At 42.9% G+C, this 25670-nt stretch carries 26 protein-coding genes; 16 read left to right on the top strand and 10 right to left on the bottom strand.

The window, feature by feature from the left end; all coding sequences use genetic code 11:
* The first annotated feature begins 36 nt into the window (after window positions 1–36).
* From IAE16_RS01620 to IAE16_RS01600, 5 genes are read left to right on the top strand one after another with little or no spacing between them, the layout of a single operon-like run.
* A complete protein-coding gene (locus tag IAE16_RS01620) occupies window positions 37–876 on the top strand; it encodes a lytic transglycosylase domain-containing protein (protein WP_323700962.1) in 840 nt (279 codons plus the stop codon).
* The gene (mobA, locus tag IAE16_RS01615; protein ID WP_323700961.1) at window positions 873–1514 is read left to right on the top strand and encodes a molybdenum cofactor guanylyltransferase MobA; all 642 of its coding nucleotides are present in this window, start codon (window positions 873–875) and stop codon (window positions 1512–1514) included. Before IAE16_RS01620 ends, mobA begins: the two co-directional genes overlap by 4 nt.
* Complete coding sequence (locus IAE16_RS01610; RefSeq protein WP_323700960.1) at window positions 1489–1701, top strand: heavy-metal-associated domain-containing protein; 213 nt, start codon at window positions 1489–1491, stop codon at window positions 1699–1701. The genes mobA and IAE16_RS01610 overlap by 26 nt, the downstream gene beginning before the upstream one ends.
* Window positions 1691–2278: a hypothetical protein gene (locus IAE16_RS01605; protein WP_323700959.1), complete on the top strand. Its 588-nt coding sequence runs from the start codon at window positions 1691–1693 to the stop codon at window positions 2276–2278. Before IAE16_RS01610 ends, IAE16_RS01605 begins: the two co-directional genes overlap by 11 nt.
* Window positions 2244–2894 (top strand): endonuclease III domain-containing protein, encoded by a 651-nt coding sequence (locus IAE16_RS01600; RefSeq protein WP_323700958.1) that lies wholly within the window; start codon window positions 2244–2246, stop codon window positions 2892–2894. Before IAE16_RS01605 ends, IAE16_RS01600 begins: the two co-directional genes overlap by 35 nt.
* Here IAE16_RS01600 and IAE16_RS01595 read toward each other — a convergent pair.
* Genes IAE16_RS01595 through petA form a run of 3 tightly spaced genes read right to left on the bottom strand, consistent with a single transcriptional unit; the run spans window position 2872 to window position 5243 of the window.
* Window positions 2872–3504, bottom strand: coding sequence for a cytochrome c1 (locus IAE16_RS01595; RefSeq protein ID WP_323700957.1), 633 nt, complete (start codon window positions 3502–3504; stop codon window positions 2872–2874). The genes IAE16_RS01600 and IAE16_RS01595 overlap by 23 nt on opposite strands.
* On the bottom strand, window positions 3501–4712 hold the full coding sequence (locus IAE16_RS01590) for a cytochrome b (RefSeq protein ID WP_323700956.1): 1212 nt from the start codon (window positions 4710–4712) through the stop codon (window positions 3501–3503). The genes IAE16_RS01595 and IAE16_RS01590 overlap by 4 nt, the downstream gene beginning before the upstream one ends.
* Before the next feature lie 12 nt (window positions 4713–4724).
* Window positions 4725–5243 (bottom strand): ubiquinol-cytochrome c reductase iron-sulfur subunit, encoded by a 519-nt coding sequence (gene petA / locus IAE16_RS01585; RefSeq protein WP_323700955.1) that lies wholly within the window; start codon window positions 5241–5243, stop codon window positions 4725–4727.
* A gap of 158 nt (window positions 5244–5401) precedes the next feature.
* On the opposite strand from petA, the gene IAE16_RS01580 reads away from it, so the two are divergent.
* The gene (locus IAE16_RS01580) at window positions 5402–6694 is read left to right on the top strand and encodes an NAD(P)/FAD-dependent oxidoreductase (RefSeq protein WP_323700954.1); all 1293 of its coding nucleotides are present in this window, start codon (window positions 5402–5404) and stop codon (window positions 6692–6694) included.
* On the opposite strand, the gene IAE16_RS01575 is transcribed toward IAE16_RS01580, so the two are convergent.
* Complete coding sequence (locus tag IAE16_RS01575; RefSeq protein ID WP_323700953.1) at window positions 6691–8952, bottom strand: endonuclease MutS2; 2262 nt, start codon at window positions 8950–8952, stop codon at window positions 6691–6693. The genes IAE16_RS01580 and IAE16_RS01575 overlap by 4 nt on opposite strands.
* A gap of 12 nt (window positions 8953–8964) precedes the next feature.
* Window positions 8965–10812 (bottom strand): GGDEF domain-containing protein, encoded by a 1848-nt coding sequence (locus tag IAE16_RS01570; RefSeq protein ID WP_323700951.1) that lies wholly within the window; start codon window positions 10810–10812, stop codon window positions 8965–8967.
* Between the two features lie 71 nt (window positions 10813–10883).
* On the opposite strand from IAE16_RS01570, the gene IAE16_RS01565 reads away from it, so the two are divergent.
* The 4 genes from IAE16_RS01565 (at window position 10884) to IAE16_RS01550 (ending at window position 14336) form a co-directional block, all read left to right on the top strand.
* Window positions 10884–11684, top strand: a complete 801-nt coding sequence (locus IAE16_RS01565; protein WP_323700950.1) for a flagellar brake protein — start codon at window positions 10884–10886, stop codon at window positions 11682–11684.
* A gap of 107 nt (window positions 11685–11791) precedes the next feature.
* On the top strand, window positions 11792–12385 hold the full coding sequence (locus IAE16_RS01560; protein ID WP_323700949.1) for a peroxiredoxin: 594 nt from the start codon (window positions 11792–11794) through the stop codon (window positions 12383–12385).
* A 55-nt stretch (window positions 12386–12440) separates the two neighbouring features.
* Entirely contained in the window at window positions 12441–13412 is a 972-nt protein-coding gene (gene trxB / locus IAE16_RS01555; protein WP_323700948.1) for a thioredoxin-disulfide reductase, read from the top strand.
* 24 nt (window positions 13413–13436) lie between these two features.
* Window positions 13437–14336: a polyprenyl synthetase family protein gene (locus IAE16_RS01550; protein ID WP_323700947.1), complete on the top strand. Its 900-nt coding sequence runs from the start codon at window positions 13437–13439 to the stop codon at window positions 14334–14336.
* Here IAE16_RS01550 and IAE16_RS01545 read toward each other — a convergent pair.
* From IAE16_RS01545 to IAE16_RS01525, 5 genes are read right to left on the bottom strand one after another with little or no spacing between them, the layout of a single operon-like run.
* Window positions 14333–14575, bottom strand: coding sequence for a hypothetical protein (locus IAE16_RS01545; protein ID WP_323700946.1), 243 nt, complete (start codon window positions 14573–14575; stop codon window positions 14333–14335). The two genes, IAE16_RS01550 and IAE16_RS01545, sit on opposite strands and share 4 nt — an antisense overlap.
* The gene (locus IAE16_RS01540; protein WP_323700945.1) at window positions 14541–14948 is read right to left on the bottom strand and encodes a flagellar export chaperone FliS; all 408 of its coding nucleotides are present in this window, start codon (window positions 14946–14948) and stop codon (window positions 14541–14543) included. The genes IAE16_RS01545 and IAE16_RS01540 overlap by 35 nt, the downstream gene beginning before the upstream one ends.
* Window positions 14945–16270: a flagellar filament capping protein FliD gene (gene fliD / locus IAE16_RS01535; RefSeq protein WP_323700944.1), complete on the bottom strand. Its 1326-nt coding sequence runs from the start codon at window positions 16268–16270 to the stop codon at window positions 14945–14947. Before fliD ends, IAE16_RS01540 begins: the two co-directional genes overlap by 4 nt.
* A 3-nt stretch (window positions 16271–16273) precedes the next feature.
* Window positions 16274–16651, bottom strand: coding sequence for a flagellar protein FlaG (locus IAE16_RS01530; RefSeq protein ID WP_323700942.1), 378 nt, complete (start codon window positions 16649–16651; stop codon window positions 16274–16276).
* 49 nt (window positions 16652–16700) lie between these two features.
* Window positions 16701–18305 carry a flagellin N-terminal helical domain-containing protein gene (locus IAE16_RS01525; RefSeq protein ID WP_323700941.1) on the bottom strand — a complete coding sequence of 535 codons (1605 nt, stop codon included), beginning with the start codon at window positions 18303–18305 and terminating at the stop codon, window positions 16701–16703.
* A gap of 139 nt (window positions 18306–18444) precedes the next feature.
* On the opposite strand from IAE16_RS01525, the gene IAE16_RS01520 reads away from it, so the two are divergent.
* From IAE16_RS01520 to IAE16_RS01495, 6 genes are read left to right on the top strand one after another with little or no spacing between them, the layout of a single operon-like run.
* Window positions 18445–20376, top strand: coding sequence for a motility associated factor glycosyltransferase family protein (locus tag IAE16_RS01520; protein WP_323700940.1), 1932 nt, complete (start codon window positions 18445–18447; stop codon window positions 20374–20376).
* Window positions 20373–21416 carry a pseudaminic acid synthase gene (pseI, locus tag IAE16_RS01515; protein WP_323700939.1) on the top strand — a complete coding sequence of 348 codons (1044 nt, stop codon included), beginning with the start codon at window positions 20373–20375 and terminating at the stop codon, window positions 21414–21416. Before IAE16_RS01520 ends, pseI begins: the two co-directional genes overlap by 4 nt.
* A complete protein-coding gene (gene pseB / locus IAE16_RS01510) occupies window positions 21413–22438 on the top strand; it encodes a UDP-N-acetylglucosamine 4,6-dehydratase (inverting) (RefSeq protein ID WP_323700938.1) in 1026 nt (341 codons plus the stop codon). Before pseI ends, pseB begins: the two co-directional genes overlap by 4 nt.
* A 24-nt stretch (window positions 22439–22462) precedes the next feature.
* Window positions 22463–23656, top strand: coding sequence for a coiled-coil domain-containing protein (locus IAE16_RS01505; RefSeq protein ID WP_323700937.1), 1194 nt, complete (start codon window positions 22463–22465; stop codon window positions 23654–23656).
* Window positions 23653–24762: a UDP-4-amino-4,6-dideoxy-N-acetyl-beta-L-altrosamine transaminase gene (gene pseC / locus IAE16_RS01500; RefSeq protein ID WP_323700936.1), complete on the top strand. Its 1110-nt coding sequence runs from the start codon at window positions 23653–23655 to the stop codon at window positions 24760–24762. The genes IAE16_RS01505 and pseC overlap by 4 nt, the downstream gene beginning before the upstream one ends.
* Complete coding sequence (locus tag IAE16_RS01495; protein WP_323700935.1) at window positions 24755–25624, top strand: aldo/keto reductase; 870 nt, start codon at window positions 24755–24757, stop codon at window positions 25622–25624. Before pseC ends, IAE16_RS01495 begins: the two co-directional genes overlap by 8 nt.
* The last annotated feature ends 46 nt before the right edge of the window (window positions 25625–25670 follow it).

Genomic DNA, 25670 nt, shown 5'->3' with positions numbered 1-25670 from the left:
GTAAGACAAGCGGTAATGCCCAAGGCGGAGCACCAAGTGAGTTTTGTACAAAAAGGAAGTTTTTACTTTACAGAGGAGGAAGAAAGGTTCATAAGGGAAGAGGCAAGAGCTCTTGGTATACCCATACCGGATAGAGAAGAGATAAAGAGGTTTATAGATTACTACCTTAGCAATAAAAGGTCTTTTGAGCTCACCCTGCAAAGGGCAAACTACTACATGCCTTTAATAAAACCCATAGTGCAAAAACATGGTCTTCCTGAAGAGCTTGCATTATTGCCTGTTATAGAGAGTGCCTTTAACAACTTCGCAGTTTCAAGGTCTGGTGCAGCAGGGCTTTGGCAGTTTATTCCCTCTACCGCAAGACGGTATGGGCTAAGAGTTGACCAGTTTGTGGATGAGAGGTTTGATGTCCTTAAGGCTACAGATGCAGCTATGAGGTATCTAAAAGACCTATACGGCATGTTTGGAAACTGGGAGCTTGCCCTTGCCAGCTATAATTGTGGTGAGGGTTGTGTGGCAAGGAGGACAGGTGGTGTAGATTTTTGGGCAACGCAAAGGTTCTTGCCAGAGGAAACAAGAAACTATGTTCCTGCCTTTTTTGCTGTATTACTTCTTGCAAGAGACCCTGAGAAATATGGCCTGTCTGTTAGGGTTGAGGGTTTAAGTGTGGACAGAAGGCTTGTGGAAAGGGATACGTTGGTTGAGGAGATACTCACAGAAAAAAACTTAAGAGTAAGCACCTTTAGAGACCTAAACCCTCACATAAGAAGTGAAGTCATACCTGCAGGGACATATGTATACATACCAAGAGAGCATAACATGGAAGAGAGGGTTGAAAGACTTCCAAACGGTGCAAAACTTATAATAAGGGAATGATAGAATGCTTTGTGCTTGCAGGCGGTCTTAGTAGACGCTTTGGTGAAGACAAACTTCTCTATCAGATAGGCGGAAAGAGGGTTATAGAGTATACGCTTGAAGCCTTGAAAAGCGTATGTGGAAGACTGTGTCTTGTGGTAAAGGACGAAGAAAAGTTTTCCTTTCTAAAGGGAGTAGAAATTCTAAAGGACACAATTGAAAAACAATTTGCTCTTGCAGGCGTTTATACAGCATTGGAAAACTTAAGAGTAGATAGAGTCCTTATCGTAGCTGGGGACATGCCACTTATAAAGAAGGAAGTAGTAAATCTACTGTTAGAAAAGGCGAAGCCACCTATAACCCTCTTTAATATAGACGGAAGGCTCTATCCTCTTTTTGCAGTTTATTATAAACAAGTCTTGCCAGAGTTAAAGCTATATATTGAATCGGGTGGTGAAAGGGTGTTAGATTTTGTAAAGAGGTTTACATATGAGGAAATTGCTGAAAGGGAGGTTTTAGAGTATGACCCTATGCTTTTGTCCTTTCTGAACATGAACACAAGGGCGGATGCTGACTATATAGTAAAAGTTATAGGCTACTCAGATACATACGAGATGTCTTATATTAGAAAGTATGATGAGAAAGACGCTAAAGATTGAAGGTATGACTTGTCCTCACTGTGTAGAAACTATAAAAAGGGCGATATATTCCATTGAAGGGGTTTCCCACGTAGAAGTCAGTCTTCAAGAAGGTAAAGTGCATGTCCACATGGAAGAGGAAATACCTTTTCATGTCCTTAAGTCCGCAGTGGAAGAGTGGGGCTATAGGTTGGTTGGTGAAGTTTGAGGAGTTTAAAAAGGAAGTGGAAGGACTTGAGCTTTTTAGCAAGGGATGGAGGGGATATATCTACAGAGGCATTTGGAAAGGGCAAAAGGTAGCCATAAAAGTAGCCAAAGACCAGGAGAGAGTATACGCCATACAGAAGGAATACAAGATATTAAAAAGGCTTTTGGGACATGGAGGCTTTCCACAGGTTCTTTTGTGCGGAAAGGACTTTATAGTGTATCCCTTTATTGAAGGTGTCCCTTTGGAGAAGAAAAGGCTGTCCCTTGAGGAAAAGGCGAGGGTTTTTCTGAAGGTATTAGAGCTTATTAAAGTTTTGGACTATCTTGGTATAAACAAGGACGAACTTCAAAGACTTGATAAAAACACTCTTTTAGGCGAGGATGGAGAAGTCTATATGCTTGACTTTGAAAGGGGTAGCCAAAAATCCCAAAAGCTACATAATCTTACACAGTTTCTCCAATTGCTGGTAAGGGAAGGCTTTCTTGAAAGGGAAAGGGCGATAGATTTGGGTAGAAGATACTCAAGAGGAGAAGAGGTATACGATGAAGTTGTTGAGGTTATACGAGCTTTTGCTTGACCTTTATGGCTTTCAAGAGTGGTGGCCGGTAGATACTCAATACCATAACCGAATGGGAACAGACCCAAGGGATGAGGTCATAATAGGTACGGTACTTACCCAGAACACAAGCTGGAAAAATGTGGAGAAAGCCTTAGAGAATCTAAAGAGGGAAGGTGAGTTATCTCTTGAATTTGTTAGAAAGGTCAGCTTGGAAAGGTTGAAGGAGCTCATTAGACCTTCTGGCTTTTACAATCGGAAAGCTATCAGATTAAAAACAGTGGCTGAGTTTATAAAGCCTACGGACAAGGTAAAAACCTTATCAAGGGAAGAACTGTTAAGAGTCAAAGGTATAGGAACAGAAACGGCAGACGCCATACTCCTCTATGCGGGCGGCGGGCTAAGCTTCGTTATAGACAAATACACTCAAAGATTTATGAAGAGATTTATGGGAATTGATATGAACTATGATGAACTAAAAGACTTTTTTGAAGAAAACCTACCTAAAGAACTTGAAATCTACAAGGAACTCCATGCATTGATAGACGAGCACGCAAAAAGATACTGCAGGAGCACTCCCCTATGTGAAGAGTGCCCTTTAAGGAGCTTTTGTATTAGTGCAAGCCCATCCTCTTGAGTATTCTGCCTCTCCATATCCAGAGGAGAACACCCATAACCACAAGATAGGCTATGGTTCCAACACCCATAAGAACCCTCTTGTTTTTCTCCTCTGGAGGAGGCTCAGCCACAGATTTAAGGTAAGCTACTATCTTTGCGGTTTCTTCTGGTCTTTCTGTCATAACCGCTGGCATGGATGTACCAGGTAAAACCTTCTGAGGTTCAAGAGTAAAAACATAAAGGTATTCCTTACCTTTAACCAAATACGCGGTAGATAGGTCTGGTGGGACTTTACCAAAGGCTTCCTTTAGAGCCATAAGGTCTTCATGAAACACTGCTTCGTATACATCTCTTGGAAGCACCTTTCCATATTTTTCTTGCAGTGTTTGAAGCTTCGGATTTGCCTGCACAGAGCTTATATACACCGCATCATACCTAACAGAGTGGCATGCCTGACAGTTTTGCTCAAAGAGCTGTTTACCTTCTTTTGCATAACTTTTCACATCATCCGCTATCCTTGCATGCTGGACAGGCATTTCATAACTCTCGTGAGGTGCAAAAATGTTATTTATCCATATTATGTAGAAAAAGAGAACTGTGATAACCGTAAAAAACACAGTCTTTATCATTGCTTTTCACCTCCTCTTGCTTTATACAGGCTCCACTCTATTATGGAGATTATGGGAAGAGAAAGGAAAAAGGCAAAAACACCTCCAGTAAATATAAGACCGAGCGTTGCATTTGTGGGTGTAGGTGGCATAGTGCCAAGTATGGTAAGAGCCATAGAAGAAATTACAAGCACTATAAACATTATAAAGAAGAGAGGTCTGTTTCTTGCACTCTTTAGAGGAGAAAAGTCAAGTAAGGGTAGTATAAGAAGGAAAACAAGGCTAAGGTTAAAGGCTACAAAACCAAGGAACTTGTCTGGTATGGACCTAAATATGGTGTAGTAGGCGAGCAGATACCATTCGGGGGCTATGTGCTCCGGTGTCTTGAAGGGGTCTGCAGGGTCGTAGTTGTCCGCTGGCAAAAAGTGATGCATGTAGAAAAAGACAAAGAAGAAGAACACCGCAAGGTATCCCATCACATATGCACCTTCCTTGAGGGTCATGTAAGGATGGAAAGGAACACCTTCCTTTTTCTTGTCTATCTCTCTTCCCTCTGGGTTGGATATACCCGCGGCACGCACTAAGTAGAGGTGAACGCTCACAAGAAGCAGAAGTATGAGTGGTAAAAGCCATATGTGAAGACCAAAGAACCTTCCAAGGGTTATCTGCCCTATTTCATATCCGCCTTTCATCCATATGGAAATAGTCTCTCCTATCTTTAGACTACCTATCAGGGGAGCAGAGTCTATGGATGTAGGTATTTCTGCTGTGACCACCATGCCCCAATAGGAAAGCTGTCCCCAAGGCAAGAGATATCCCGTAAGGGCTGTAGTGAGCAGAACAAAGTATATGAGCCAACCTACTATCCAGGTTAGCTCTCTTGGCTTTTTGTAAGCATTGTAGTATATGCCAGTGAATATATGTAGGTATACAATAGCAAGGAAGAAGTTAGCTCCTGCGGCGTGCACGTGTCTTATAAGCCACATGAAGGGAACTTCCTTCATTATGGTGTAGTTGGCACTGTCAAAGGCGGTATGAACGTTTGGTTGATAATACATGGTGAGGAATATGCCAGAGATTATCTGAATAGCAAAGGCAACAAGTGCCATTATACCAAAGGCATAGGGGAATGTAAGGTTTTTGGGGACTTTATAGTCCACCATCTGAGCCTGCCATAGCTCAGAGAGGTTTGCCCTTTCATCGATCCATCTGCCAATCCTTCCAAGCATGTCTATACCTCCTTATGTAAGTTCCTTAACGAACCCAGGCTCACCTATAATTAACTTGCCGTTTTCCTTCTTCTGTGGAGGCACGTATAGGGGTCTTGGAGGAGGTCCAGCTATAACATCACCCCACGGAGAATAGAACCCACCATGACAGGGACAATGAAAAACAGGATAGTTAAACCCTGCTTCACCTTGTGGTTTCCATAAAGGAACACAGCCAAGATGGGTGCAAACCGCTATAAGGGCGTATGCTTCTTGTCCCTGAAGGAGCTTTGAGTTGCTTTCCTCTTTCGCCCTACCAGTCCATTGAAAGCCTTGCGGGAGCTTAATAACGAAAACGGGCTTACCCTTCCAAGATACGACCCTTACCTGTCCTTCAGGAATTGAAGCCACATCCACCTCCACCATAGCACCCGCAAGAGAAGCTGCACTTGGTGCAAGGGTCTTGACAATCGGGTATAGAACCCCAAGGACTCCTACCACTCCTAAACCACCTATGGCGAGACCCATAAGGTCCCTTCTTGAGGTCTCCATGACATTACCTCCTGACATAGTTCATAACTTTTTAATTATATCAGAAATGCTTTTTGGGAATGTAGCATACAAACCTTCCTTGCATTCTTATTTGACCCATACAACATTTTGCTTATATAATTATAAGCTACTGCTTATAAAACTCAGGAGGTTGTGTTATGAGCAAGCACGTGGTAATAATTGGTGGCGGTATAGGAGGAATAGCCACTGCCTACGACCTTAAGAAGTTGGACAAAAGCCTTAAGGTCACTGTTATATCAGGAAGACCCTATTTTGGTTTTACTCCTTCTTGGCCTCACCTTGCCTTGGGATGGAGAAAGTTTGAGGACATAAGCGTCCCGCTGGCAGGCTTGCTTCCAAAGCATGGTATAGACTTCATAAACGAGGATGCGGAAAGCATTGACCCAGAAGCCAACAAGGTAAAGACAAAGGGAGGCAAGACTATAGAATATGACTACCTTGTGATAGCAACAGGTCCCAAGCTGGTCTTTGGTGCGGAGGGTCAAGAACAAAACTCCACCTCTGTCTGCACTGCAGAGCACGCTATGGAGCTAAACAAGAAACTTGAAGAATTTTACAGAAATCCTGGACCGGTGGTAGTTGGTGCCATACCCGGTGTTAGCTGTTTTGGACCAGCTTATGAGTTCGCTTTCATGCTCCACTATGAGCTCAGGAAAAGGGGCATAAGACACAAGGTGCCTATAACATACGTAACATCTGAGCCCTACGTAGGACATATGGGTCTTGGTGGTGTAGGACCCTCAAGAAGGATTATGGAAGACCTGATGGCGGAAAGGAGCATAAAGTGGGCAGCAAACGTAAAGATAACAAAGGTTGAGCCAGATAAGGTAATATACGAGGACTTGGAGGGTAAGACCTACGAGGCACCTGCAAAGCTCTCCATGATTATGCCAAGGTTTATGGGACCAGAAGTAGTTCAATCCGCAGGGGAAAAGGTGGCAAACCCTGCTAATAAGATGGTTATAGTAAACAGGTGCTTCCAAAACCCGACCTATAAAAACATCTTTGGAGTTGGAGTGGTTACCGCCATACCTCCGGTAGAGCAAACACCCATACCAACAGGTGCACCAAAGACGGGTATGATGATAGAGCAGATGGCAATGGCGGTTGCCCATAATATAGTTAACGACATTAGAAACAACCCAGACAGATATGCACCAGAGCTATCCGCCATATGCATTGCAGATATGGGTGGAGATGCCATGGGCTTTTTTGCCTCTCCCGTGCTTCCACCGAGGTCAACAGTGTTGTATAGAAAGGGTGCAATAATGCACTACATAAAGTCCGCCTTTGAAAAATACTTTATGTGGAAGGTAAAACATGGAGATGTGGCGCCGTGGTTTGAGGAGAAAGGGCTTGAGTTTCTCCTAAAGGTGCATCCCATACATCTTTGCTCTGACTGCTCAGGTTCACCAGGAAGTGCATGTTAATCCCTGCTTAGGTATACGAGGGAGGTCCCAGCACCTCCCTCCTTTGGGTATCCCTCTCTGTGAAAAACCACAAGGGGTGAGGAGGAAAGGAATTCCTGAACCGCCTTCTTTAGAGTTCCATACCCATGGATAACCTTTACCGCCTTTAGTCCCATGCTGTGAGCTTCTTGGAGGAATAGCTCAAGCTTTGTAAGGGCTTCTTGGACGCTAAAGCCTATAAGGTTTATCTCCGATGGTGAACTTTTCCTTATCTCAAAGATCTTCTCAGGTTGCTCCTCTTTTGATGGTTGCTCTATCTTTTTTAGCTCTGAAAGCCTTACCCAAGCCTTTACACCTCCAGACAAAACACATGCCCTATCATCTTTTATCTCAAGCACCTTACCCTTTGAGCCAAGCATATCCACCCAATCACCAACCTTTATACCCTCTTCTTGTTCTCTCAGGTATACGCTTTCTATCTTCTCTCTAAAGAGTTCTCTCAGCTTTTGCCTATCCTTGAGACTTCTCATATGCTTTTCCGCTTCAAATAGAAGCTCTTCAAAACGCTCTCTTACTTCCTCCACCGCTCTTTTTATTTCCTCTCTTTTTCTACTTTCAAGCTCTTTTAACATAGCTTCTTGTTCCATAGTTAATCTTTCAAGCCTTTCTTTTTCCTCCTGCAGTTCTCTTAGCCTCTCATTATACTCCTTTATATAACCCTCAAGGGTTTCCCTTGCGGTGAAATATTCCTCAAAGCCAGCGGGTAGAAACCTTTTCGCCTTTTCTACGAGTTCTTGTGGCAAACCACATCTCTGTGCCACAAAAAGAGCCATACTTTCACCTACTGCGTCGTAGACTATTTTGTAAAGGGGTCTAAGGCTTTCTCTGTCAAAGAGGGTAGTAGCCGGTGTGTAGTAGTCGGAGTTTAGAGCGTAGACCTTTATGGGTGTGTGATGGGTGTTTACAAGCACGAAGGAACCCTTTTCCTTAAGGTATTCAAGAAGAGCAATCCCAAGGGCTGAGCCTTCCACTGGGTCCGTGCCTGCACCGAGCTCGTCAAGAAGCACAAGGCTTTTGGTGTTTACATGTGGCAAAAACTCAGCTATGTTTGTGATATGAGAAGAAAAGGTAGAAAGGCTCTGCTCTATACTTTGCTCGTCTCCTATGTCTACGAAGATATTTTCAAAAACCGGTAGCGTGCCTTCCTGCACAGGTATGGGTATAGCTGACTGGAAGAGAAGAGAGCAAAGCCCAAGAGTCTTGAGAGTTACCGTCTTACCCCCCGTGTTGGGTCCTGTCAACACAAGACCCTTTTTATCCTTTATCACTATATCAAGGGGGGCTACCTCTTCCTTTAGAAACACCAAAAGAGGATGCTTCACTTCCAGAAGCTCTACGTGGTTTCCAACTTTTGGAAACTTACCTCCGTAAGACTCAGAAAACTGTGCTACCGCCTTTAGATAGTCCACCTTTATAAGGGTTTTGAAGGCTTCCATGAGCCTCTGTGCCTGTTCACCTATCATGGAAGATAATTTCCTTAGTATTCTTTTTACTTCTTCCTCCTCCTCCTCTCGCAGAGTGATGAGCCTATTGTTAAGCTCTATAATACTCTGAGGCTCCACATAGGTGGTAAAGCCAGAAGAGGAAGTTCCATGAACCACACCTATAATCTTTTTAACTTCTGTAGTCTTTACTGGCAGGACATACCTGCCGTTTTTGTAGGCTACAAACTTATCAGAGAATACCCTGTCAGCATCGGGTCTTGAAAAGACCGCCTCTAATCTCTTTAGCACCTCCTTTTCTGTTTCTCTTATCTTCTGCCTTATTTCTCTAAGGCTTTCGCTGGCAGAGTCCTTCACAAAGCCTCTTAAGTCTATGGTAGATTCAATAAGGGTTTCAAGGCTATTAAAAAGATGTAAGCCCTTCACGAGGGGGATAAGAGTCTTGTAGTTTTGCACCACCTCACCAAGAGAGCGTTTGACTTCTTTGATAAGTTTTATAACCTTCAAAAGGGAAAGAGCCTCTTCTACGCTAAGGGCGTAATCTCTTATAGTGGTCTTCTTTATAAGGTCTTCTACATCCTCAAAGGGGTATAGCAAAAGCCTGTCTGAAACTTTAAGGAAATTTTCAACAAGGGTGATGTTCTCTTTGAGAAGTGTTGGGTCTTTTATAGGTCTTATTTGGTCAATGAAACGTTCTGTTGCCTTTGAATTGGCATAGGTCTTTATCCTCTCCAAAACCTGAAAAAACTCAAGCCTTATGAGGTCTCTTTCTCTCATCAGTAAAATATTTTAGTAACTCTCCTCTTGCCAAAATTCAGGTCTAAATCTTACAACCCTGTTCCTGCCCATCTCTTTAGCCTTGTAAAGAGCAACGTCCGCAAACTTTATGCATTGCCATATTCTATCACTGTCTACGGGAAACTCTGAAACACCTATGCTTACTGTCTTTTTAAGAACAACACCCGGTGCCTCTATGGTATGGTTTTCCATAGCCTTTCTTATCTTCTCTGCCACCTCCTCCGATTTGCCCGCCTGCACATCCATAAGAAGCACCATAAACTCCTCACCACCATACCTTATAACCATGTCCGCTTCCCTTACAGACTTTATAAGAATGTTCGCCACCTCCCTGAGAACCTTATCTCCCATATCGTGTCCGTAAGTGTCGTTTACCTGTTTGAAGTAATCCACGTCTATCATAAGTATTCCGAGCGTAGACCCGCGTCTCTTTATCTGAGCGGATAGTTTATCAATTGTTTCCTCAAGGAACCTTCTATTGTAAAGACCTGTTAGCTGGTCTTTTAGAGACTGCTCCCTCAAAATGTCCATATAGGTTCTGGCTTCAAGCACTGGTGCTGCCTCGTTTAGATAGCCCTTTATGTAGGGAATGATGAGGTTTATAAAAGGCTCCATCTCTGGTTCATAAACCAACTGCACCACATTGCCAACTGCACCACCCACATAGACAGGCATACAGTAGTAATGCAGACTGCCTTCTTTGCAGGCAGTGTTATCTGAAAAATTGGGACACACGCAGGGAAACTCTCTTGAGTCCACATCCACACCAGTCCTCTTTGCTCTACATTCGTCTGCGTTTTCAAAGATAACCTCATTGCACCAACAGTCCTGACCTTTTACATAAACTATGCTAATCCTGTTCCTGCCCTGGTCTACCTCATATAAAGAATATCTATCAAGACTCATATAGTCTTCAAGCACTTCCCTTATTCTCGTATAAACATCCTTTTTACGCTTATCTTTCTCAATGACCCTCTTGAACTTGTATATATTCAAGAGCTCATCCACTATTTTGGATGTGTCCGATAGCACATTGCCCGTCTTGAGAACACCATAACCTATCATGGTTCTCACCTTTTCTTCTATTGAGCTAAGCGTGCTTTGGAGGGTTGAAAAGGAACTTTGAAGAGTGTTTTTTAGAAAGCTTGCTTCATAACCTGGGTCTGTTTTCACATCACAGGTAAAAGTCCCCTCACTTGCGGACTTCATGGCGCAGGCAAGCTCTCTTATAAAGTTAGATATTCTTGTTATAAACAGATTTACAAAGAAGGCAACACCCCCAAGAGACAGCATAAACACAACGGTTAGCCAGAAAAAAACCTCCGCAGAGTTTTTTCTTATGTGGGTGAGGTCCATAGTCAGGCTTATGGCACCCAATGTTTCTCCTGGCTGAGCCTTATGACATTGAAGACAGTCTATCCCTTTTATCGGCACTGCCTTATAGGGTATTACAATTTTATATACTACGCTTGTTAAAGACTCATCAAGCCTTTCCATAGCCTTACCACTTTCAAGAACAGCCCTTTCCAACTCATCCTTCGGCACTTCAAACCTTGTGCCTGTGCCAAACTGTTCTACTACACTTTTTGCCCTTATAACCCTTATCTCTTCTACACCTTTTATTTCCTTTATTCTGCTCAAAAACTCGTCTCTCCTATCCATTACCCCCATGACCATATAGGAGGTAAGTGTATCCCTGACAAGCTCCGATATGATGTAAGCCTTCTGCTTTGAGTCTCCAAGAGCCTGAGACCTAAAGGTATATAGGGCTACCGCAAGTATTACGAGGAAGACCACTGTTAGAACAACAAATAGTCTTACAAGTATTGCTCTTTTCATTGTACCCTCCCGATAATATTATAAAGGTTCTTGACAATCTCCAAGATATTAAATTATACTGGTAGTGTGTCATGAATTGGACTGAAAACCCACTTACACAAGAGGAGAAGAGTTTCTTAGAGGGATGCGGTGAGGAGAATGTTTTTTGGAGCAGAAGCTCCTTTGAAAACTGCATAGAAAAGCTTATCAGAAAAGATACTTCCTATGAAGTGGCAAACAAGCTCTATAGTATAAGGAAAAAACTTGGATTTGAGCTTGTTCCCAAGTTTCTGCCACTTCACAGCACGAGGGACTTAGATGTTTATCAACCCATATCTCTAATCTTAGGAGGAAAAGAATACAAAGCCATCCTGTGGAAAAAGGATAAGGATAGCTTTTCTGTTATGGTCTTTGACAACATTCCCGCGGATATAGTGCCCGGTTCAAGGCTTGAGTTTCAAGTTTTTAGAGAAGATGACGGTAAATACAAGTTTTACCAGCTAATAGATGAGGTTTCGGAGGAGGCAGGGCACAAAATACTCAGGCTTTCACATATTGAGCCACTGAAAAGGATAGATCTAAGGGAGACACCAAGATGGAAGGCAAACCTCCCAGGGAAATGCCATTTAAAGGAAGATAGGGTATATGAGGGAAGGATTACCGATATAAGCACAAGAGGTGTAAGAATATGCATCGATGAGGCTATACACCTTTTCCCAGGGGCAAGTCTTACTGTGGAGTTTTCTCTTGGTAAACATACTTTGCGTATACCTTCTACTGTAAGAAACCTTTACATAACCGAAGACAAAACCTGTATAGGCTTACAGTTTGAAGACATATCCGATAGTGACGAAGAGATGATAAGAAGGTGGTCCTACAGCCTCTTCAAGTAATGGAGGAGATGGAAGGGGGAATATATAAATATGACCCAAATCATATTGCAAATTTTTCTCAATAGGTTATAATACTCAATAACAAAACTTGGAAAGGAGGTTGTAAGATGCTAAGAGTTGGGCAAAAGGTTCCAAACTTTGAGATGGAGGTCTATGACCCCAAAACCCTTGGCTTTGGGAAAGTTTCTTTGGAGGACCTTCTCAGAGAAAGAAAATGGGTAGTGCTATTTTTCTACCCTGCGGACTTTACCTTTGTATGTCCCACAGAGCTTGCAGACCTTGCGGAGCATTACGAAGAGCTTCAAAGGATGGGTGTGGAGGTAATATCCGTCTCCACAGATACCAAGTATACCCACCTTGCTTGGCAAAGGACAGAAAAGCTCTTGGAAAAGGTGAAATACCTTATGGGTGCGGACCCTACGGGAAAGGTTTCGAGGCTTTTTGGTGTTTATGACGAAGATACGGGGCTAGCTCTCAGGGGAACTTTTATAATAAACCCTGACGGTATTCTTGTTGGCTCTGAAGTAAACTTCTACAATGTGGGAAGGAACGCAGAGGAACTTGTGCGGAAAATGAAGGCAAACGCCTACCTTATGAGCCACCCAGATGAGGCATGCCCGGCAAGGTGGAAAGAGGGAGATAAGACCCTCAAGCCTTCTCAGGAAATTGTGGGTAGGGTTTACGAAGCTCTCCAAACTTGAGAGCTCCCCCCCTTCGGGGGGATATATTTTTATTATTCCTTAGGAGGATAAAAAAATGGAGCTGACTTTGGACTTTAGCACGGATAAGATTTACGATGTTGTCATCATTGGTGGTGGTCCTGCTGGTGCCTCTGCGGCTATATATACCGCAAGAGCTGGGCTCTCCACACTGGTGCTATACAGAGCTGAGGCAGATGGAGCGTTAGGAGTGACGCAGCAGATAGAGAATTACCCAGGCATAAGAGGTCCCTTATCTGGTTATGAACTTCTAAAGCTCATCCGCGAGCATGCCAAAGCCTTTGGTGCGGAGTTTGTAAGGGGCAAGGTGATAGCCACAGACCTTCTCGGTGAAATAAAAAAGGTCTATACCATAGATGGAAGAGAGTTTAAGGGAAAAGCGGTAATAATAGCATCTGGTGCTATGGAGAGAACAAACAAGTATAAGGGTGAGGAAGAGTTTCTTGGCAAGGGTGTATCCTACTGTGGAGTCTGCGACGCTGCCTTTTTCAAAGATAGACCTGTGGCGGTTATAGGAGAGGATGACTATGCCCTTGAGGAGGCTGAGTTTATAGCCCGCTTTGCAAATAAAATTTACTTGGTTGTGCCCTCAAGCAGGATAAAAGCTCCTCACGAAATGGTCTCCGAGATACAATTTAACCCAAAGGTAGAAATTCTTTTGCATCACAGGGTTTTGGAGATAGTTGGCACATCTCTTGTGGAAGGCTTATGGGTTCAGAATGTAAATACAAAGGAGAGAAAACTTTTACAGGTGGATGGGGTTTTTATCTTTCTGGGTGGCAACAAGCCTTCTGTGGACTTTTTGATGAACCAAGTGGAAATGACAGGAGACCACTGCATAGTAGTTAACGAGGAAATGATGACCTCCGTTCCGGGCGTTTTTGCTGCAGGCGATGTGCTCTGCACTAACATAAAGCAGGCTGTGATAGCTGCTGCGGATGGAGTAAAGGCTGCCCTTGCGGTGGACAAATACCTTAACAAAAAAGCAAAGATTACCGCCCAGTGGTAAAGCTGTTTTATACTATTTTACCCTATGGTAAACACTCAGGATATAAGAGAAAGGATAGTATCTTATCTTGACCCAGAGGTAAGAGAAGTTTACGACATAGGAGCATACATAATATCCTCTGGAGGTAAGGGTGTAAGACCGCTTCTTACCATTATGGTATGCGAAGCCTTGGGTGGTGATGTGGAAAGGGTTATCCCCTTGGCGGTTGGCATAGAATACGTGCATATAGCCTCCTTGCTTCATGACGATGTGGTGGATGGTGCACAGAGGAGAAGGGGCAAAAAAAGTGCTAACCTTGTCTTTGGCAATCAGGCATGCGTGCTAACAGGCGATTATATGTATGCAAAGGCACTCTCTCTGTACGCACAGTATGGAAACCTTGAAAGCATACAGGTCCTTAGTGATGCGGTGATGAAAATGTCTCAGGGACAGCTTCTTGAACTTAAAAGTCTTGGGAAAATTATTGATCAGGAAACCTACTTTAGAATAATAGACTATAAAACGGGTGCACTCTTTGGAGCTTGTATGGCTGTCGGAGCTCTTATGGCTGAAAGGAAAGACCATTGGGATTTTTATCAAATGGGTCTTCTTGCGGGTAGAGCCTTTCAACTTATTGATGATGCTCTGGACTATGCAGGCACTGAGGAAAAAATAGGCAAGCCCGTAGGTTCTGACCTTGCGGAAGGAAAGTGCACCTACCCCCTTCTTAGCGTGCTTGATAAACTAACTGAGGAAGAAAAACAGCTCTTTTACAAAGGGGAACATGAAAATCTCAGGAGTCTCGTTTTGAAATACGGTGGTGTAGAGAAGACTCAAGAAAAAGCCAGAGGGGAGCTTGAAAGGGTTTTGCGGTTCTTAAAGGGCTGGGACAGAACTGGTGCTATAGAGAACCTTATGACAAGGCTGATATACAGAGAAAGTTAAGTTCCGTAGCCTCCTCTGAACCTCTTAATGTTCACCAGAGCCTCTGACAATCTATTTCTGACCTCTTCTCCTTGTGTTATAAGATACTCAAGAATTCTTAAGCATTCCTGAGCACTCTGAGCGTCAAGGTTGTTTATATGTTCTTCTTTTATACCACTCAAGGTTTCTATAAGCTTGTCCCAATCTTCCTGTTGCAAATATATCTCACACCGCAGGAGCAGTTGCTTCAGGTCTTCCATAGATCTTCTTCTCCACCTCTTCCCAGCTTTCTTTTAGCTCGGTAAGGATTCTTACCACTTTACGAAGCGTTTGTGGCTCATCACCTTCCACCGTAATCCTTATTAGGTCATTTATAAGAGCTTGATACACTTCACGTAGAGTCTTCGCTATTTCTCCGCCCTGATCCATATTAAGAGTGGTATCAAGCACTGTGAGTATCTCCGTTGCTCTACCCATAGCTTCATACTTTCTTCTTATTTCTTCTGTTTCTACTGAACCCTTCTCCATAAGTTCTACCGCTTCATCAAGGCATGAAATAGCTTTTTCATACAGAAGTATTACCTGCCTTACTGGATTTGCGGTAAGAACCATGTTTTCAAGATATGCGTTCATCTTCTATTACCTCCTTGCATTTCTGACAGGCTTACTATAAAAGCTTGTAACCTCGCCATTGTTTCCTGTGCCTTGTTTATAAAGGCTTCAACTCTTGCATATTCAAGTCTTAGCCTTTCCTCTTCTCTTATTAGTTGTTGCCCTAAGTCTTGAGCCCTTCTATTTATTGCATCGAACCTGTTTTGAAGGTCGTTACTGAAAGTCTGGAGCGTAGTATTAGTTCTGAGAGAATAGCCTCCCATGGTATCCTTTAGGTTCGTAATAACCTCCCTTAGCCTTTGAGGGTTTGAGCTGGCTAAGGAATTGACCGCAGAGCTGTTTATTTCAAGGGTGCCATCCTCTTTTACGTTTACAAGGTCATTGGCAAAGAGTTTGTCTAACATTCTTGAGAGTTCAGTCTTTATACCTGTTATAGTATAGTCACCCTGAAAGAGTGCACCCCTACCTGTAAGCTGATTTACCTGAGATATAACCGCATTGTAGCTCCTTACAAAATCTCCCAGAAACTTTGAGACTGCAGAGTAGTCTTCATTTACTGTAATCGTGGCATTTCCTTGCTTTTTTACCTCAACACTAAGACCATCTATTATGTTTTCAAACCTGTTGCTGGGGCTCGTGAGGGTGTTTGAGCCTATGCTTATTTGTGCGTTCTGAGCGCTTTGAAGGGGATTGGTGGTATCTAAGTTCCATGTGTTTCCGTTTATAACTGGTGGAAGATTGAAGGATATGACTGTGTTTCCTTCACCTGTTTCTGCAGTAGAAGAAGCCTCATCCCTTTCAGAAAGCATTAGCTTGTATTGGCTTCCATCGTAGAAGGTGCTGGCAACTATCTTGCCACCAGCGGCACTGTTTATGGCACTTACAAGGTCCGAAAGTTTGCCAGAACCTGCCTGAACATCAAAATAGAGGAAAGAGTTCCCGGTGTTGTATGCTATCTGAAAAGCACTCCAGCTTATGGAAGAATTTATGTCAGATATACCTTCGTTCGTAACGAGAACCTCCTTTTGAGCGAGCTTTGAGACAGAAAGGTTAATAGTTACGTTGGGAGTGTTTTCTGTGGAGGTAGCTGTAAGCACAGAACTATCTGAGGAGTTAGCCCTCTTACCTCTAAAGAGGTCATCCACGTTGAGGTTTTCAAAGAGCTTTGAAAGGTCTCCCACAGCATTAGTAAGACCCTGAAGGGCGGACTGCCTTGCCTGCACCTGCTGGGCTTCCTGGGAAAGCCTCTGTATGGGAATAGATTTAAGCCTTATTATCTGGTCTATTATTGAGCCCCAGTCAAACCTACCAGTAAGGTTGTTGAAGTATATTTCTCCAGCCAAGGCTTATACCTCCTTCTGTAAAAGTATACCAAGCATCTGGTCAATTCTTTTCATAAGGTCAAGAAGGTAATCAGGCGGTATCTGGCGAATAACCCTATTTGTATCCTTTTCTATAATTTTAGCAACCGGTATTTCAAGCTCTGTGTCTATTTCTATTTTCAGATACTTGCTAAGCATATCAAACTTCCTTTTAAGTTCTTCAAGTAGCTTTTGAAGCTCCTCTGACTTAACACTTCTATTTTCTTGGGCTTCCTGCTGAGCTTGCTGTATCTCCCTCTCCACCTGTTTTCTCATCCCTTCAAGTGCTCCATTCTTAACCTGCTTTTGAATTGACCTCTGCTGTTCAACATTAACATCGTGTCCAACAGGTCCTATCTTCATATCTCCCCTCACTTAAAAAAGGGGAGGTGGAACCTCCCCTACTAATCTATTATCTGAGGAGCTGAAGCACCAATTGAGGTAGCTGGTTTGCCTGTGCCAGCATTGCCATAGAAGCCTGCATCTTAATCTGGAGCTTGGTAAAGTTGGTCATCTCTTCTGCGTAGTCTGTGTTGCGTATGACGTTCTCAGCTTCTCTTGTGTTGTCGAGGGCTACCCTCTGAGAGTCGTATATGGACTGGAGGTTGTTCATAACCGCACCTATCTGGGCTCTCACAGTATCAACGCGTTGGAGGGCTTTCTTGACTATGAGCATGGATTCTTCTGCCCTTTCGTTGGTAAGCACGCTCACCGCATATAGGTTTTTGGCGGTAGCGTCAGAACCGTTGGCTACATTGAAGTTAAAGCCTTGGTTAGAAGCAGAAACACCACTGTATTCAAGTTTATAGGTGTCTATACCTGCTATGTCCACTGTGCCTACGTCTATGTAGTAAGAATAGTTAGATGCTGTTGTAAAGTTAACCGTGCCAGCCCCCTCTAATATCTGTCCGAGCCTTACGTCGACAGTAGCATTACCAGCCAAGGTAGCAGTTATGCTCGTCCTCACCGCTATAGTTTCTCCATTGTTAGTTTCAAGGAAAAGTCTGCCATCCACAACCTTTGCACTTATAGGAGAACCCGCTCCAGAAGCTGCTGTGTTTATAGCATCCGCGAGCTGTTGCAAACTGGTTATACTGCTGTTTATAGTGATAGAGAAGCTTGCAGGACCGCCTGCGTTGGCGTTACCGATATAAAAGTCAAGTGTAACAGAGCTAAGAGTTGCTGTCCCAGTAGTATCATTAACAATGCTAGCAAAGTTAGCAAAACCAGTATATGTAGCGCTCGCGTGGTTTGTGTTCTTTGCTACAGCCTCAATACCAAGAGCCTGAAGGTCCTTATCACTGTTTATGTTTTTAGCAAGAGTTGCAGCGTCCACAAATCTTTGGGTTCCGTCATAAGACAACACTCTTATGCCAGCTATATCTACATAATCTCCCGAATCTACAAGCCAGTAGGATGTGGTGCTAAGATGTGCAGCAAAGGTTCCTGCGCTTACTGCAGTATTTCCTGATGTAAACCTTGCACCCTGTGCCTTTACCATGTAGGCACCTATGTCGTTAGGGAGAACGCTCTTTATGTCCACTTCTAGTATCTGGTCTTTTCTTGCTCCGTAGTGGATTGCCTTGCCCGCAAAGGTTCCATCAAGAAGTTTTATACCGTTATATTCTGTATCTGTGCCTATCTTCTTAATAGCGTCAATGAAATTGTCTATCTCTCTCTGAAGGCTCGCCCTTGCGTTGGGGTCGTTTATGTCGTTTGCTGCGCGGATCGTCCTTTTATATATTTCGTTTAGCCTATTGAATATCTGACCTGCGGAGCTTTCCGCAATCCTAAGGGCAGAAAGACCAGTTTGGATGTTCCTGTTGCCCTCTTCTAAGCCAGACCCAACCACCATGAGCTGGTCTGCAATAAAGAGACCTGCAGAGTCGTCTGCAGCATTAAGTATCCTCAGACCCGTTGAGAGCCTAAGCAAAGATTTGTTCATATCCCTCTCATTGGAGAGGATGGCAGTGTGTGTCGCCGCCGCTTCAAAGTTGAAGTTCACTCTTAGTGCCATGGTTTGTACCTCCTTTGAAGTTTCTTGTATGTTTTTATCGGATAGTGGAAAAATTTTTTAAGACACCTAAACTTACACCCTCTGCCAACGGTTGATAGCTTGTCAGCTTTTTATGGATGGTGGTAAAATTTTATAGAACATGGAAATAAAAGAGGAGTTTCTTAAAGAGAGGGTATACAAAAACCACGAATTTCTCCGCAAAAAAGCACCGGGTATACTCCAGCTCATATCAAGCCTACCTCCCAATTTTAGTGTGATAGTCAAGGATGGAAAGCTGGATGCGGATTTTGGGGGTGGTGGCATATATAAGGGCGATGCCTACCAGCTCAGCCTATCTCAAGTACAGGCTTTTGAGGAAAAACCTATGAGGCTGTTTCCAGATATCAACCTTTTAGAGGTTTCCACTCAAACGGATGTTATAGCTCATAGGTATGATTACAAGATACAAAGTCTTATAGGCAACAAGGTAGAACCCAAGCCCATCAGAGATACAAGGCATATACCGCTTCTCCTTATGGTGGGTCTTGGCTTTGGCATACATCTTGAGCTTTTGCTCCAAAAGTATGAAATACAGAACCTCATAATACTTGATGTGCCTGCCTTTTTTAGGCTAAGCCTTTATTACCTTGACTGGGAAAAGCTCTTTGAGTATTACTCAAAGCCGGGCAGAAGCCTAAACTTCATAGTCCATGATAAGCTCATATTGGAGCAAGACCTTAATATAGCTTTTGAAGAGCTTTTGAGGACTGCTCAACAGCTAAACCCAGGGGTTTTCTACTGGGGCTATTACTTCCAGCATCTTGAATATAACCCACCCATGAGGCTTATAGAGTGGTTTTCTTCTTCTCCTGCCTTTCAGGAGCTTTTTCATGGATACTTTGACGATGAGCTTTGGTCTTTGAGGTGGACCCTTGAAAAGTTTAAGAAGAAGATACCACTCTATTATCCTAAGAAAAAAGTGCCAAAGGGTTCGGTCGCCTTTGTGGTGGGTGCAGGTCCCTCTTTGGACTACGCCATAGATAAGATAAAGGAATATAAGGACAAGGCGGTCATATTCTCCTGCGGAACAGCTATATCCGCACTGCAAAGGGCAGGCATAGTGCCAGACTTTCATGTGGAGATAGAAAGGACAAAGTATACTTACGACACACTTATAGAGCTTGACAGAAACTATCTCAAGCAGACAAGGCTTATAGCCAACAACCCTCTATGGACAGATTGTTTTAAGCTCTTCAAGAGAGGATACATGTTTCTAAAGCTAAACGACACTGGTGCACTTCTTTTAGAACCTACTGGCTCACCCATCATATGGCACACGGGACCCACTGTGACCGCAGCAGGCGTTGCCCTTGCAGGAGAGTTTGGCTTTGAGGAGGTATACCTCTTTGGTGTAGACCTTGGCTCAAAAAATGTGGAGAGTCATCACTCAAAACTAACAAACTATTACAACCCTAAAAGCTCGCTCTATAGGTCAAAAATAGACTTTGACATTACCGTGCCGGGAAACTTTGGAGGTGAGGTAAAGACCCATTTATGGTTTCTAAATACCAAATACGGCATAGAGCAGACCATAAAAAAGAAGGGTATAAAGGTCTGCAACACCTCTGACGGTGCAAAAATAGAAGGTGCCATACCTTTACCCATAGAGTTCTTTAGACTGGAAAACTCCGCAAACAAGGAAGAAGTCATAGCATCCATAGAAGAAAACTTTGATACAAGATATATAAACATGGTAAACGTCCCAGAAGTCCTCAAAAGACTACAGACAGACTTTGAAACCCTTTCTGAATACATACGGGATTATCCAAAGAACTATGACTTTTCAAAGCTAAACCACGCTGTCTACAGTTTTCAAGACTTGGTTAGAAAGCTCGTCTCCTTTAAAAACCCTCTCCTGTATAACCTCCTCTACCACAATACCCATCGTTGGAGTCAGATAGCCCTCGGGCATGCTTTGAGTTTGGAAGATGAGGAAAGGAAGGAATTCCTAAGGGAGTTTTATGGTTTATACCATAACTTTCTTAAGGATGCTGTTAAGGAGATAAGAGAGCTTTTGGAGGACTTTGGATGATAGAAATAGGTGGGAGAAGGATAGGAGAGGGTGAGCCTGTCTTTGTGGTGGCTGAGCTTTCCGCTAACCATTTGCAAGACCTTGACCTTGCACTGAAAACCATAGAGGCAATAAAAGAATCTGGCGCGGATGCGGTAAAGCTCCAAACCTACACACCAGACACTATAACCTTAAATGTAAAAAACGAACACTTTATGATAAGAGAGGGCACGCTTTGGGATGGTCAGTATCTGTATGACCTTTATAAAAAAGCCTACACACCTTGGGAGTGGCACGAGAAGCTTTTTAACTTTGCCAGAGAGCTTGGGCTTGTGTGTTTTTCTTCTCCCTTTGACAAAACTGCGGTTGACTTTTTGGAAGGGCTTGGAACACCAGCTTATAAGGTTGCATCCTTTGAAATAGTGGACATTCCTCTAATAGAGTATATAGCCAGTAAGGGAAAGCCAGTTATAATCTCCACGGGCATTGCCACCCTTTCTGACATAGAAGAAGCCATAAAGGCCTGCAAAAGGGTAGGAAATGAGCAGATAATACTTCTAAAGTGTGTTTCTGAGTATCCTACACCCTATGAGGATGCCAACCTAAGGACAATACCCAACATGAGAGAAACCTTTGGAGTGTTAGTGGGTCTTTCTGACCACACCCTTGGTATAGCAGTGCCTATTGCCTCTGTGGCTTTGGGTGCGGTTATGGTGGAAAAGCATTTTATACTTGACAGAAATCTTGGAGGACCAGACAGTGCCTTTTCTCTTGAACCAGAGGAGTTCAAGGCTATGGTCTCTGCCATAAGACAGGTGGAAAAGGCACTTGGAAAAGTGAGCTACGAGCTAACAGAAAGGCAAAAAGCCATGAGAAAGTTTTCAAGAAGTCTTTTTGTTGCCAAGGACATAAAAGAAGGCGAGGTATTTACAGAGGAAATTGTAAGAAGCGTAAGACCGGCAGTGGGTTTGCATCCCAAGTATTTAAGGGATATCCTTGGTAGAAGGGCAAGGTTTGACATAAAGGCTGGAACTCCACTTTCTTGGGAGCTTGTAGAATGAGCTTTTTGGATAACAAAACCATACTTATTACTGGTGGCACGGGTTCTTTTGGAAAAACCTTTGTGAGGTATGTGCTTAGCCATTACAAGCCAAAAAAGGTAATAATCCTCAGCAGAGATGAGTTCAAGCAGTGGCAGATGAGCAAGGAGTTTCCAGAGGATAGGTTTCCACAGCTTAGGTTTTTCCTTGGAGACATAAGGGATAAAGACAGGCTAAGGCTTGCCTTTGACGGTGTGGACTATGTGGTGCATGCTGCAGCCCTCAAGCATGTGCCAATCCTTGAATACAATCCCTTTGAAGCAGTAAAGACCAACATCATAGGAGCTCAAAACATCATTGAGACCGCTATAGAGAAGGGAGTGAAAAAGGTAATAGCCCTTTCTACCGACAAGGCGGTAAATCCAGTTAACCTCTACGGTGCTACTAAGCTAACTATGGAAAAACTCTTTATTGCAGGCAACGCCTATGCAGGTGCAAAGGATACATCTTTTGCCATAGTTAGATATGGTAATGTGGTAGGAAGTAGAGGGAGCGTTGTGCAGTTATTCCTCAAGCTAATCTCTGAAGGTTGTAAGGAGCTTCCTATAACAGACAAAAGGATGACGCGTTTTTGGATAACTCTTGAAGAAGGTGTCCAGCTTGTGCTTTTTGCCCTTGAAAGGTCAGAAGGTGGTGAGGTTTTTGTGCCAAAGATACCCAGCGTTAGAGTGGTTGACTTGGCAAAAGCCCTATGCCCAGACTGTAGCTACAAGATAATAGGCATAAGACCAGGAGAAAAACTCCATGAGAGCCTAATAGCAGAAGACGAAGCACGGGATGTAAGACTGGTAAAGCACAAAGAAAAAGAGTATTTTGTTATCCTTCCTCAGTTCAGCTTTGAAGCAAGGGCTTTGGAGGTTTGGAAAGACTATCCAAAGATGCAAGAAGGCTTTTTCTACAGAAGCGATAAAAACGACTGGTGGCTTGAAGGAGAGGAGCTAAAGGTCTTTATACAGAAGGCTATGAAAGACGTGGAAATGTAATATAAAGGGTATAAAATTTAAACTATGCAGTTTGGAGAGCTAAAAAGTCTACTTGAAGGGAAGTTTGAGCCAGAGCAGGTTGCTTCCATAATGGAGTTTGCCCTCGCCCTCATGCAAATGTGGGATACAGAAGAGCGTAAAAAGATATGGACTAATCTGCAAGCTCTTACAGAAAAGCTAAACGCCCTTTCAGAGTCTGTCCATAGGCTTTCAGAAAATCAAGAGGAGCTAAGAAAAATAGTTGCGGAGCTTGCTAAAGGACAAGAGGAGCTTAGGAAAACAGTGGCACAGCTATCTCAAGAAATGATTGAGCTGAAGAACACTGTAGCCCAGCTTTCAAAAGACCAAGAGGAACTTAAGAAAATTGTTGCAGAGCTTATAAGAGACCAGCAGGAACTTAAGAAAACTGTAGCCCAGCTATCTCAAGAGATGATTGAGCTAAAGAATACAGTAGCCCAGCTATCAAAAGACCAAGAGGAACTCAAGAAAACTGTCGCTCAGCTCTCTCGAGAGATGATTGAACTGAAAAACACTGTAGCTCAGCTTTCAAAAGACCAAGAGGAGCTTAAGAAAACTGTCGCTCAGCTCTCTCGAGAGATGATTGAACTGAAAAATACCGTGGCTCAGCTATCTCAAGAGATGATTGAGCTAAAAAACACTGTGGCTCAGCTATCTCAAGAGATGATTGAACTGAAGAACACAGTAGCTAAGCTTGCCAAGGATCAAGAGGATCTCAGAGCTACAGTTGCAGAGCTATCAAAGGTAGTTGAGAGTTTAGCGGAATCTGTGAAAAAACTACAAGAAGACCACAAGAAAACAAGAGAACAATTAGGAGGCCTCTCACACACTGTAGGGTATATACTGGAAAACAAGGCTTACAAACACCTGCCAAGACTTATGAAAGAGGAAAACATAGAAGTTATAGGAAGACTAAAAAGAGGCTTCATAGAATATTCCGAGTTTAGCTATGACGAAGTTAACATATTTGGCAAGGCAAAAGTAGATGGCTCAGAGGTTTTCATAATAGGTGAGTCAAAAACTCAACTTAACAAAAAACATATAGATGAATTTCTTAGAAAACTGCAAAGAGTGCAAGAATACCTTAACGCACCTGTTATACCTGTTATGGTAACCCACATGGTTGCATCACCACATACAGAAAGATATGCAAAACAAAAGGGTGTAAGAATTTACTTTAGCTATGACTTTGAAGAATGATTCCTTACGGTAGGCAGTATATAGACCAAGAGGACATAGAGGCGGTTGTGGAGGTTCTGAGGTCTGACTATATCACGCAGGGTCCAAGGATAGAAGCCTTTGAGAGGGCTTTGGCAAGCTATTGCGGTGTGGACTATGCGGTAGCCTTTAACTCTGGCACTTCTGCCTTGTATTGCATTTACAAAGCCTTAGGGCTAAAGGAGGGGGATGAGTTTATAACTACTCCTATAACCTTTACTGCTACGGTCTCTATGGGGGTTATGCTTGGTGCAAAGCCAGTCTTTTGTGATATAGAACCAGATACGGGAAACATGGATGTAAACCTATTGGAGAGTCTGATAACAGAAAGGACAAAGCTCATAGTGTCTGTTCACTACGCTGGGCATCCTGTGGATATGGAAAGGGTCTGGCAGGTGGCTGAGAAATACGGGCTTTATGTGGTGGAAGATGCCTGCCACGCTCTTGGTTCTGATTATAAGGGTCATAAAACGGGCTCTTGCAAGTATTCGCACGCTACGGTTTTCAGCTTTCATCCGGTAAAGCACATAACCACAGGAGAAGGGGGTGCGGTGCTAACTAAAAGTTATGAACTCTACGAAAAGATGTTAAGGTGCAGAAATCACGGAATGGTAAGAGGTGAAGACTGGGAGTATGCTATAGAGTTTCCATCCTTTAACTTCCGAATAACGGATATTCAGTGTGCCTTGGGGATTTCACAGCTAAAAAAACTCAACCACTTTGTCCAGAGGAGAAGACATTTAGCGGAGCTATACAAAGAAAAACTTGGAGCTTTAGAAAGCCTAAGTCTTTTGGTAGAAAAGCCATACGCATACCATTCCTATCATCTCTATCCTATAAAGCTAACTGACAAAGAAAGGAGGAGGGAAGTTTTCAAAAACCTCAGGGCACAAGGCATAGGAGTTCAGGTTCACTACATTCCCATCTACTGGCATCCCTTTATGGAAAAACTTGGATACAAAAAGGGACTTTGCCCTACTGCGGAGGACTTTTACCAAAGAGAGATAAGCCTGCCCATGTATCCTGCACTAAAGGAAGAGGAGCTTGAGTTGGTGGTGAAAAGGTTGAGGAGCTTGATAGATGGTTAACAAACTTATACTTGGCACTGCAAACTTTGGCATGAATTACGGCATTGCCTTTGGTAGACAAGTTCCTAAAGAGGAGGTTTTCAGGATACTTGACCTTGCGGTGGAGGAAGGTTTTTATGGAGTAGATACTGCTCAAGCTTATGGTACAGCAGAGAAGATATTAGGTGAATATTTTTGGAAAAAAGGAAGGTCTTTAAGGATAGTGACAAAATTACCAAATAAGGAATATGAGTGCTATGAAGATTTTAAAATGGCTACTATTAAAAGCATAGAAAATCTTAGAGTAGATAGAATAGACTATCTTCTTATTCATTCTTTCGACACATTTAAAAGAAATAAAAATCTAACAATAGAATCACTTGAACTACTAAAAACAGAAGGCTTGATAGATAATTTTGGCATCTCTGTATATCATCCGTATGAATTTTTAGAATTTATTGAGGCGTTAGGAGGATATTTTACTGTGGAATTGCCGCTTAACATTTTTGACCAAAGATTTACCTCTCATATTAATGAATGGAAGTCTAAAGGCATAAAAATTATTGCAAGGTCCATATTTCTACAAGGGCTATTTTTTATAGAGGAACATAAACTTGTGGGTGCGTTTGAAAAAGTGAAGGATAAGATAAAAGAACTTAGAGAGCTATCCTTAGAGAAAGGGCTTACACTTCCCTGCCTTTGTCTTCTCTTTGCTATTAAACAACCAGTGGACTATATAGTCATAGGTGTGGATAGTAGAGAGCAATTAGAAGAAATAGTTAACTGCACAAGACATGCACCTGAGTTATCGGTGGATTGGCGGGGTATGCGAGTGGAGGATGAAAATATAATCCTGCCGTATATGTGGACAAAGCCTACATGATATTATATAATGTCATGATGTTGTATAATATAAAGGAGATATAGGT

The organism is Hydrogenobacter sp. T-2 (assembly GCF_033971325.1).
Lineage (GTDB): Bacteria > Aquificota > Aquificia > Aquificales > Aquificaceae > Pampinifervens > Pampinifervens diazotrophicum.
Note: the sequence above shows the minus strand (reverse complement) of the source record. Positions and strands in the feature narration are given on the sequence as shown.

Excerpts from the sequence above, each read along its gene's own strand:
- IAE16_RS01595 (WP_323700957.1), bottom strand. The coding sequence starts at position 3,504 with ATGATAAAGACTGTGTTTTTTACGGTTATCACAGTTCTCTTTTTCTAC.
- IAE16_RS01550 (WP_323700947.1), top strand. The coding sequence starts at position 13,437 with ATGGTAAACACTCAGGATATAAGAGAAAGGATAGTATCTTATCTTGAC.
- IAE16_RS01495 (WP_323700935.1), top strand. The coding sequence starts at position 24,755 with ATGGTTAACAAACTTATACTTGGCACTGCAAACTTTGGCATGAATTAC.
- pseC (WP_323700936.1), top strand. The coding sequence starts at position 23,653 with ATGATTCCTTACGGTAGGCAGTATATAGACCAAGAGGACATAGAGGCG.
- petA (WP_323700955.1), bottom strand. The coding sequence starts at position 5,243 with ATGGAGACCTCAAGAAGGGACCTTATGGGTCTCGCCATAGGTGGTTTA.
- IAE16_RS01580 (WP_323700954.1), top strand. The coding sequence starts at position 5,402 with ATGAGCAAGCACGTGGTAATAATTGGTGGCGGTATAGGAGGAATAGCC.
- IAE16_RS01610 (WP_323700960.1), top strand. The coding sequence starts at position 1,489 with ATGATGAGAAAGACGCTAAAGATTGAAGGTATGACTTGTCCTCACTGT.
- IAE16_RS01525 (WP_323700941.1), bottom strand. The coding sequence starts at position 18,305 with ATGGCACTAAGAGTGAACTTCAACTTTGAAGCGGCGGCGACACACACT.
- IAE16_RS01565 (WP_323700950.1), top strand. The coding sequence starts at position 10,884 with ATGAATTGGACTGAAAACCCACTTACACAAGAGGAGAAGAGTTTCTTA.
- IAE16_RS01590 (WP_323700956.1), bottom strand. The coding sequence starts at position 4,712 with ATGCTTGGAAGGATTGGCAGATGGATCGATGAAAGGGCAAACCTCTCT.
- pseI (WP_323700939.1), top strand. The coding sequence starts at position 20,373 with ATGATAGAAATAGGTGGGAGAAGGATAGGAGAGGGTGAGCCTGTCTTT.
- IAE16_RS01540 (WP_323700945.1), bottom strand. The coding sequence starts at position 14,948 with ATGAACGCATATCTTGAAAACATGGTTCTTACCGCAAATCCAGTAAGG.
- pseB (WP_323700938.1), top strand. The coding sequence starts at position 21,413 with ATGAGCTTTTTGGATAACAAAACCATACTTATTACTGGTGGCACGGGT.
- IAE16_RS01570 (WP_323700951.1), bottom strand. The coding sequence starts at position 10,812 with ATGAAAAGAGCAATACTTGTAAGACTATTTGTTGTTCTAACAGTGGTC.
- IAE16_RS01545 (WP_323700946.1), bottom strand. The coding sequence starts at position 14,575 with ATGGAAGACCTGAAGCAACTGCTCCTGCGGTGTGAGATATATTTGCAA.
- mobA (WP_323700961.1), top strand. The coding sequence starts at position 873 with ATGATAGAATGCTTTGTGCTTGCAGGCGGTCTTAGTAGACGCTTTGGT.
- IAE16_RS01505 (WP_323700937.1), top strand. The coding sequence starts at position 22,463 with ATGCAGTTTGGAGAGCTAAAAAGTCTACTTGAAGGGAAGTTTGAGCCA.
- IAE16_RS01530 (WP_323700942.1), bottom strand. The coding sequence starts at position 16,651 with ATGAAGATAGGACCTGTTGGACACGATGTTAATGTTGAACAGCAGAGG.
- IAE16_RS01560 (WP_323700949.1), top strand. The coding sequence starts at position 11,792 with ATGCTAAGAGTTGGGCAAAAGGTTCCAAACTTTGAGATGGAGGTCTAT.
- IAE16_RS01520 (WP_323700940.1), top strand. The coding sequence starts at position 18,445 with ATGGAAATAAAAGAGGAGTTTCTTAAAGAGAGGGTATACAAAAACCAC.
- IAE16_RS01600 (WP_323700958.1), top strand. The coding sequence starts at position 2,244 with ATGAAGTTGTTGAGGTTATACGAGCTTTTGCTTGACCTTTATGGCTTT.
- IAE16_RS01575 (WP_323700953.1), bottom strand. The coding sequence starts at position 8,952 with ATGAGAGAAAGAGACCTCATAAGGCTTGAGTTTTTTCAGGTTTTGGAG.
- trxB (WP_323700948.1), top strand. The coding sequence starts at position 12,441 with ATGGAGCTGACTTTGGACTTTAGCACGGATAAGATTTACGATGTTGTC.